This is a genomic window from Alysiella crassa DSM 2578 (genome assembly GCF_000745955.1).
GTDB lineage: Bacteria > Pseudomonadota > Gammaproteobacteria > Burkholderiales > Neisseriaceae > Simonsiella > Simonsiella crassa.
In genome coordinates, this window is the sequence record NZ_JQKH01000026.1 from 24,389 (window position 1) to 32,515 (window position 8,127).

General features: G+C 45.3%; 7 protein-coding genes. 3 read left to right on the forward strand and 4 right to left on the reverse strand.

The features are described from left to right. Positions 1-2: 2 nt before the first annotated feature. The 4 genes from fdnG to tal all read right to left on the reverse strand — a co-directional run bounded on the left by fdnG (position 3) and on the right by tal (position 5,983). A complete protein-coding gene (gene fdnG / locus Q338_RS05445) occupies positions 3-3,140 on the reverse strand; it encodes a formate dehydrogenase-N subunit alpha (RefSeq protein WP_084693539.1) in 3,138 nt (1,045 codons plus the stop codon). Between the two features lie 250 nt (positions 3,141-3,390). Continuing rightward, positions 3,391-3,783, reverse strand: a complete 393-nt coding sequence (gene hisI, locus Q338_RS05450) for a phosphoribosyl-AMP cyclohydrolase (protein WP_034292826.1) — start codon at positions 3,781-3,783, stop codon at positions 3,391-3,393. A gap of 185 nt (positions 3,784-3,968) precedes the next feature. After that, on the reverse strand, positions 3,969-4,763 hold the full coding sequence (locus Q338_RS05455; RefSeq protein ID WP_034292827.1) for a hypothetical protein: 795 nt from the start codon (positions 4,761-4,763) through the stop codon (positions 3,969-3,971). Between the two features lie 164 nt (positions 4,764-4,927). Beyond that, positions 4,928-5,983, reverse strand: a complete 1,056-nt coding sequence (tal, locus tag Q338_RS05460) for a transaldolase (RefSeq protein ID WP_034292829.1) — start codon at positions 5,981-5,983, stop codon at positions 4,928-4,930. Between the two features lie 140 nt (positions 5,984-6,123). Here tal and Q338_RS05465 point away from each other — a divergent pair, with 140 nt between their 5' ends. The 3 genes from Q338_RS05465 to Q338_RS05475 form a co-directional block, all read left to right on the forward strand. After that, positions 6,124-7,098 carry a KpsF/GutQ family sugar-phosphate isomerase gene (locus Q338_RS05465; protein ID WP_377896437.1) on the forward strand — a complete coding sequence of 325 codons (975 nt, stop codon included), beginning with the start codon at positions 6,124-6,126 and terminating at the stop codon, positions 7,096-7,098. Positions 7,099-7,200: 102 nt separating this feature from the next. Continuing rightward, entirely contained in the window at positions 7,201-7,740 is a 540-nt protein-coding gene (locus Q338_RS05470; RefSeq protein ID WP_034292833.1) for a KdsC family phosphatase, read from the forward strand. A 148-nt stretch (positions 7,741-7,888) separates the two neighbouring features. Continuing rightward, a partial coding sequence (locus Q338_RS05475) for a transposase family protein (RefSeq protein WP_034292835.1) occupies positions 7,889-8,127 on the forward strand: 239 nt, incomplete at its 3' end.

Here is an 8,127-nt window from a genome sequence, read left to right on the forward strand (position 1 = left end):
CCTTATGCTTTCTCAATATTAACCAAAAATGCTTTGTATTCAGGTGTTTGCGTATTACAATCGCCCACAAATGGCGTAAGTGTATTTACAATATACTGTTTTTGCCCCGATACATTTTCCCAACCACCGTGCAATGGAATGCCCACTTGATGAACGGTTTTACCATTGATGGTCAAAGGCTTAACGCGTTTGGTAACCACAGCACGTACTTTAATCCAAGCACGTTTGCTGCTGATTTTCACCCAATCACCTTTTTCAATGCCTTTTTCTTTTGCCAATTCTTCGCTGATTTCACAGAATTGTTCAGGCTGCCCAATCATCAACAGTTTCACCGATTTCGTCCAGAATTGGAAATGCTCGGTTAAGCGGTAAGTGGTTGCCACATAAGGAAACTCTTCGGCTGTGCCTATGCGGTCTTTCACGCTGTCAAACAAGCGCATGGCAGGCGTTTGCACCACTTTTGGGTGCAATGGATTGGTACCAATCGGCGATTCCAAAGGCTCGTAATGCTCTGGGAAAGGTCCATCTACCAATTTGCGTTGGCAGAACAAACGCCCCACACCTTCTTCATTCATGATAAATGGATTCATACCACTATTCGGTGCTTCATCCACTTTAAAGTCGGGAACGTCTGCGCCCGTCCATTTTGCGCCGTCCCATTTGATTAACACACGGTTTTTGTCCCAAGGTTGTCCGCTTGGGTCGCAAGATGCGCGATTGTAAATGATACGACGATTGGCTGGCCAAGACCATGCCCATTTTTGCACATTGCCCAAACCGCTGTCGGTGTTGTCGCGTCTGTCCATTTGGTTGCCCGCTTGCGTCCACGAGCCAGAGAAAATCCAAGTGGCGCATTCGGTTGAGCCATCAGCACGCAATTGCGCGAAACCGTCCAACAATTCGCCTTTTTTACGCAACACTTTGCCATCTTTATCCAACACATCTGCCAAAGCATAACCATTGGATTCTTTTGCCATTTCTTCAGGTGTTGGCGCGTGTGGTTTGGCGTATTTCCATGACAATTTGGTGATGGGCTCGGGTACTTTGCCACCTTCTTTTTCGTACATGTCTTTGAGTAGCAAATACAATTCGCCCATAATATCCAAATCAGGCAAAGATTCGCCTTGTGGATCTGCCCCAGGGTGGTGCCATTGCAGCCAACGTGAAGAATTCACAATAGAACCCGATTCTTCCGCGAAACATGGTGTAGGCAGCCTGAAAACTTCGGTGGCAATTTTGCTGGGGTCCACATCATTGGTATCGCCATGATTTTGCCAGAAACTTGCCGTTTCCGTGTACAAGGGATCCATCACGACCATAAATTTCAATTTAGACAAAGCTTCAGTAACACGCTTACCATCAGGAAAAGAACCTTGCAAATTAAAGCCTTGCACCAACATACCTTTCATTTCCCCTTGATAACAAGATTCAATGATTTGCATGATGTCGTACATTTTTTCGTATTTGGGCAACCAGTCGTAGCCGAAATTGTTTTCCGCAGTCGCATTGTCGCCATACATCCATTTCAGAAAACTCACAAAAAATGCGGGTGTATTTTGCCAATAATTCAACTGATTAGGCTGCAAGGCTTTTGGTGTTTGTTTTGCCAAATACTCTTGGAATGTGGGGTGCTTCGCGTCATTGGGCAAACTCAAATAGCCTGGTAAAGACGTGGACAACAAGCCTAAATCCGACAAACCTTGAATATTGGAGTGTCCGCGTAACGCATTCACGCCACCACCCGCCATGCCAATATTGCCCAACAGCAATTGAATCATTGCCATAGTGCGAATATTTTGTGAGCCATGTGTGTGCTGTGTCCAACCCAAAGCGTACAAAATCGTACCTGCTTTATTGGGTGCAGCCATTTCGCCCCACGCCTCGGCAATTTTCAAGAAATCTTCTTTGCTTGTGCCACAAATCGTGTTCATCATGTCCAGCGTGTAGCGCGAGTAATGTTTTTTCAACATTTGGAATACGCAACGTGGGTTTTGCAAAGTCGGGTCGGTTTTGGCGTAACCTTGTTCGTCTAATTCATAAAACCATGATTCATTGTCGTAAAACGCGCCTTTGTGTCCTGAACGTGTGGCGATTTCAGGCTGCTTTTCGCCTTGTTTGACTTCTGTTTCAGGCTGCCCTGAACCGTTTTCGGGTTTTTGACCTGCACCCGAGAACATGCCTTCATCAAAATCAAAACCTTCGGCAACAATGAATGATGCGTTGGTGTAATGTTTAACATATTCCCATTGAATTTTATCGTTTTCAATCAACCAATTAATCAATGCACCCAAAAAGGCAATGTCTGAACCCGCACGAATGGGCGCGTAAAAATCCGCCACCGCCGCCGTGCGGTTAAAACGTGGGTCCACCACAAATAATTTGGTACCTTTTTTCTTTTTCGCTTCAATCACCCATTTGAAACCAACGGGGTGGGCTTCGGCGGCGTTACCGCCCATCACCATAATAAAATCAGCGTTTTGAATATCCATAAACGTGTTGGTCATCGCGCCACGACCAAAAGTCGCCGCCAATGCCGCCACCGTAGGACCATGACACACACGCGCCTGCGTGTCCAACGCAACAATACCCAAAGCACGAGCAAATTTTTGCGTCAAAATCCCTGTTTCATTAGACGATGCCGATGCCGCCAGCATAGACAAACCATGAGTACGGTTCACGGTTACGCCATCTGCATTTTTTTCTTCAAATGTTTCATCGCGCACGGTTTTGATGTGTCGCGCAATGCGCTCAAAAGCTTCATGCCACGAAATGCGTTTCCACTCATTCGTGTTTGGTTCGCGTACTTCTGGATACTGTACGCGATTGGGGCTGTTCACAAAATCAATCAGCGATGCGCCTTTGGGACACAGCGAACCACGCGAAACGGGGTGGTCAGGGTCGCCTTCAATGTGGAAGATTTTTTTCTTGGCATTTTTAGCACCATCGCCCATACTGTACAAAATCGTACCGCAACCTACTGAACAATAAGTGCAATTATTACGCGCTTGAAATGCGCTGGTGAGCTTGTATTGACGAACTTCTGCGAAAGCTGCCGTAGGCGCAAGACCCACAGCCGCGAGCGTGGTCGCGCCAGCCCCCGCAGCAGTTACTTTGAAAAACTGCCGTCTGGTTACGTTCATGATTTGTGTTCCTGTTTTTCTAATGGTTTTTATGGTTATTTAGGCTGAAAAATGTGAATAAATCTCATCGCAGGCAGCCTGAAAGTAATGGTTTGTAATTTTAGATTAATTCATTTAATTATAATAGAATTGCCCCAAATGCAAGCATGTAATAGCCTAGTATTTCACTCAAGTTTCGCCGTTTTCATCACAAAAAAACCGTTTCAGTCTGCCTGAAACGGTTTTTATCAACAAAACGAATTAGGACAATTCAATTTTTTGATTGATAGATTTCATGTTCATTTTTTAACACAGGGTCTTGAATTTGCCATTCTCCCTGTTGCCATTCGCGGTAAAAGCAGCTTTCGCGCCCCGTGTGGCAGGAAATGCCGCCCACTTGTTCAATCAACATCAACACCGCGTCGCCATCGCAATCCAAATGCAAAGATTGGACTTTTTGGACGTGTCCTGATTCTTCGCCTTTTTGCCATTGTTTTTGGCGCGAGCGGCTGTAGTAATGCGCGTAACCTGTTGTTGCGGTTTGGATTAAGGCTTCGGCGTTCATGTATGCCACCATGAGAATGCGTTTGGTTTGTGCGTCTTGCGCGATGGCGCACACCAAGCCGTCTTTGTCCCATTTGATTTGATTCAGTAAATTATCCATTTGATTTTTTCTTATTTATATTAATTTGATTTTTTCATTTTCAGGCTGCCCTATTTTGACCAAAACTTAAAATGTAGGGTGTGCCATGCGCACCAAATAGCTGAATAATTTAAATATTGTAGCGGATTTGGCGCGCACGGCGCACCCTACGGTATTTTGAAAAAATCATTAGGCGGCCTGAAACATTATTTCACACTATTCCACAACACGCGTTCATACAAAGCAAAACCCTCGCACGGCGTACCATCGTGCAAAGTGAGCGTGCCACGACTGACAAATTTTTTCTCACGCGTTTCAAAAAATTCTTTTTTAAACAATTTTTTCACCATCGGAAAATGAGCGGCTAAATTCACCAATGGTTCATCTTTAATCACACGCGTGTCGCGCAAGACAATTTCGCCAAATTCATAAGTTATCACATTGTTTTTAAATTTAAAATCGTCTTGCAACATACCATCGTGGTACAGCAAACGAATTGGGTTTTCACCGCGCCATTCCAGCCACACCACGCTGTGCGTTGGCGACAAAAAGCGTCCCCAATACAATTCTTTTAAAGGCAAATGCCATGGTTCAATGTCCATCGTCAGCGTTTCTGCGTAACCCAAACCTTTGATAGACAAATCACTTTTCGTAAATTCACATTTAGCAAGCGGCGTGTGTACATGCCATTTGACGGATTTGACTTTGTCTTTTTTGCCTTCCACCTGAAACAATTCCACTTCGGGCAAGGGATTTGCCAAGCTGCGCCATTCGCCTTGTGCGTTTAATTCGGCTTGTTTAAAGCCGCGACCGCCCATTTGGCTGTGCAATTCGGCGCGTTTGAGCAGGGGTTTTTCTTGTAATTCGCCGTCTTCCTTGAGCGTAATCACAGATGAAAAGGGAATGGTAATCCCGAGTACCGACAATTCCGCCGCATAAGCAATAACGAGATTGCCGTGCGTGTCAATATTGTCAAAATAATGCTTGGTGAGTTTAAACATGGCTTTTCCTCGGAAACGAGTTTTCAGGCTGCCTGAAAGGTTGGAAAAAATGGTATCTTTACACAAATTCACGCTATTGTGAAATAAAAAAACGGGTAAATAAACGAATTTACCCGTTTTGTTTGATGAATTGTCGTAAAAATGCGTTTCAGGCAGCCTGAAAATTATGCCAATGGCGCAAGTAATTTGGCAAATGCTTCTTCAAATTGCTTCAAACCATCGTCTTGCAAACGTGTTGCCAACGTTTCCAAATTCACGCCCAATTTTTCCACTTCTACGATATTTTCCAATGCTTTATCTGTGCCTTGTTCCAGCGTGAGTGCGGCTGTGCCGTGGTCAATAAAGGCAGCCAATGTCGCGTCAGGAACGGTGTTTACTGTGTGTTGCCCAATCAGGCTGTCCACATACAAAGTATCGGGATAATCAGGATTTTTCACGCCCGTAGAAGCCCACAACAGGGAAACTTTATTCGCACCTTGCGCCAACAGCGTTGAAAAATAAATAGAATGGAAATAGTTGAGCCAATCAAAATACGCCGCTTTTGCCAAAGAAATGGCAATTTTACCGCGCAAATGTTCTGGCAAAGTGCTGTCCAAAGCATTGTCCACGCGTGAAATAAAGAAACTTGCCACCACTTGAATTTGCGAAATATCTTGCCCAGCCGCCAAGCGTTTTTCAATGCCCAGCGCATAGGCTTCGTAGGCTTTCAAAGTTTGCTCGCGTGAGAACAATAGGGTTAAATTCACACAAATACCGTCCGCAATCAATTCGGTCAAAGCCGCCAAACCTTCGTTGGTGGCGGGTACTTTAATCATCACATTGGGGCGATTGATGGCGGCGTGTAAGCGTTTGGCTTCGGCGACTGTGCCAGCCGTGTCGCGTGATAATTCGGGCGAGACTTCTAAGCTGACAAAGCCTGTTTTGCCATTGGTGCTGTCAAATTCGGCGCGGCACACATCGCAGGCTGCCTGAACATCGGCAATCGCCAAAGTTTCGTAAATTTCTTTCGCGCCCAAACCTTGTTGTTTTAATTTGGCAATTTCGGGGGTGTACAATTCATCGCCCGAAAACGCTTTTTGGAAAATGGCTGGATTAGACGTTACGCCACACACGCCTTGCGCCAGCATATTCGCCAATTCGCCGCTTTGCACCAAGCTGCGTGATAAATTATCCAACCAGATTTGTTGTCCCAATTTTTTCACTTCAGATAAAATAGCCATGTTTGTTCTTTCTACATTATTGTTGCAGGGGAAAGGTTTAATCCTAACTGTTTTTATGAAATTTGAATAGCGTTTGCATTCATATTCCCTCCCATATTTCCTATTAAAAATCCCCATTTTTCAGGCAGCATGAAAGCAAAATCATCATGAAAAACCAATATTTATCATGGGCAAACACCGCCCTACACACCGAAGCCGAAGCCATCAAAGAAATCGCCGAGCATTTAGACGATAATTTCACTCAAGCCATTGATATTATTTTAAATAGTACAGGTCGCGTGATTGTGATGGGCATGGGCAAATCGGGGCATATTGGGCGCAAAATTGCCGCCACGCTTGCATCCACAGGCACACCAGCATTTTTTGTTCACCCAGCCGAAGCGGCGCACGGCGATTTGGGCATGATTGTGGACGGTGATGTGGTGTTGGCATTGTCTAATTCGGGCGAAAGCGATGAAATTTTAGCCATCATGCCCGCTTTAAAACGCCGCGCCATCACCCTGATTTGCATTACATCTAAACCATTGAGCAATATGGCAAAACACGCCGATATTCACATTCAGGCTGCCGTATCGCACGAAGCCTGTCCGCTTGGACTTGCCCCCACCTCCAGCACCACCGCCGTTCTGGCTTTAGGCGATGCTTTGGCAATTGTTTTGTTGCAAGCGCGGCGGTTCACGCCCAATGATTTTGCTATGAGCCACCCCGCAGGCAGTTTGGGCAGACGCTTATTGCTTACGGTTGGCGATATTATGCACACAAACAATGATTTACCTGCCGTAGCTGAACACACACCGCTCAAACACGCGCTGATTACCATGAGCGAAAAAGGTTTGGGCATGCTCGCGGTGGTGGATGAAGTTTCAGGCAGCCTGAAAGGGATTTTGACCGATGGCGACATCCGCCGCCTGTTTCAAACCCATGATTATTTTGCCCATTTAACCGTGAACGATGTGATGAAACCCCACCCCACCACCATCAGCCCCGACAAACTCGCCAGCGAAGCCGTCAAGCTCATGCACGAAAAACGCATTAGCGGTTTATTGGTGTGTGAAAACAACACTTTAGTTGGCGCACTCAATATGCACGACCTATTGAAAGCACGAGTGGTGTAGCCCATTTTCCCATTCAGACAGCCTGAAAACAAACACACACCGCACTACTGAAATGCACGTAATCTGCTAAAATACAGCCTGTAAATCTTAAAGCAAAGCAAAATGTTTGACCTACTCCCACCCGATATTATTCAACGCGCCAGACGTGTTAAACTATTGATTTTAGATGTAGATGGTGTATTAACCACAGGACAATTATTCATGTCCAGCACAGGCGAAATCATCAAGCCATTCAACACGCTAGACGGACATGGCATTAAAATGCTGCACCAAACAGGCGTGCAAACCGCCATCATCACCGCACGCAGCGACCCAGCCGTAGCCGCCCGCGCCGAACAATTAGGTATTACCCACTATTTCAAAGGCGCACACAACAAAAAAATCGCCTACGAGCAATTGCGTGAACAAGCCAATGTGTCGGAATTAGAATGCGCGTTTGTGGGCGATGATGTGATTGATTTACCTGTACTTATTCGCTGCGGCTTACCCATTGCCGTGCAAAATGCCCACGAGTTTGTCAAACAACACACCGTGTACACCACCGAAAAATTCGGCGGCATGGGCGCGGTGCGTGAAGTAACGGATTTGATTATGTATTCGCAAAACACATTGCAAATCGCATTGGAAGAATATATTAAATAATCAAATGGTTAAAATTTTCAGGCAGCCTTAATTTAATTTTGCCACTTATCTGTCCCCTCCCCCGTCCTAAACGGGGGAGGGCTAGGGTGCAGACCTGCCAAGTTCTTTTGGTGTAAAATGATAAAGTTAAACTAACGGTAATTTGACCATGCAAACTTTGGAAACCTACTTTTCAGAAATTGAAGACAAAAGACGCAGCGAAGGTAAACGTTACGCGCAAGCTAAATTATTAACAGCCATTGTGATTGCGATAATGGGTGGTGCAAAAAGCTTTCGTGATATAGACCGCTTTTTGAGTAACAATATTGACGATTTAAAACAATATCTTGCTTGGGAACGCGATGCGACACCGAGTCATGAAAAAATCCGAACCTTTATTGGCAGTTT